This is a genomic window from Priestia sp. P5_B4, assembly GCF_056400385.1.
This window is the reverse complement of record NZ_JBFULJ010001253.1, coordinates 1-838: the sequence shown is the minus strand read 5'-3', so window position 1 is coordinate 838 and position 838 is coordinate 1. Positions and strand designations below refer to the sequence as shown.

Below are 838 nucleotides of genomic sequence, written 5' to 3'. Positions count from 1 at the left end.
AATGTGTACTGATAACTTCTGAGAAGACACCGAATACCGGTAAAATAACGATATATACTTCAGGGTGACCCCAAATCCAGAATAAGTTAGCCCACATCATTGGAAGACCGCCGTTAGCCATTGTAAAGAAGGCTGTTCCGAATACACGGTCAAGTGTCATAAGTGCAAGCGCTACTGTTAATACAGGGAACGCGAAAATAATAATAATTGATGTGATGAAGATTGACCAAGTAAACATTGGCATTTTCATCATTGTCATGCCAGGGGCACGCATTTTTAAGATTGTTACAAAGAAGTTGATACCAGTCATTAATGTACCAGCCCCAGCAATCTGTAGTGAAACGGCATAGAAGTTATTTCCGATACCTTCACTGAATTCTTTACCTGCAAGCGGGAAGTAACTTGTCCAACCTGCATCAGGAGCTCCTCCGATTACGAAAGAAAGGTTAAATAGCATTGCTCCCATAAAGAATGTCCAGAAACTAATTGCGTTTAAGAACGGATATGCTACGTCACGCGCACCAATTTGTAATGGAACGATTACGTTCATTAGTCCGATAATAAATGGCATTGCCATGAATAAGATCATGATAACACCGTGAGCCGTGAAGACTCCGTTGTAGTGATGTTCATCTAAAATGTTCATACCCGGGAATGCAAGCTGCATACGCATCATGATTCCATCGATTCCGCCGCGGAAAAGCATTAATACAGCTGAAAGGATGTACATGACACCGAGTCTTTTATGGTCAACTGTTGTTAACCATTCTGTCCATAACCATTTCCATTTCTTGAAATATGTTAAGACAAAAACGATACCGATGACCGTCATAGCGAT

General features: G+C 40.9%; 1 protein-coding gene. It reads right to left on the bottom strand.

Annotation, left to right across the window (positions count from 1 at the left end; all coding sequences use genetic code 11):
* The coding region (locus AC1DRF_RS30305; RefSeq protein WP_477742608.1) for a cbb3-type cytochrome c oxidase subunit I at positions 1-838 on the bottom strand (838 nt) is incomplete at its 3' end.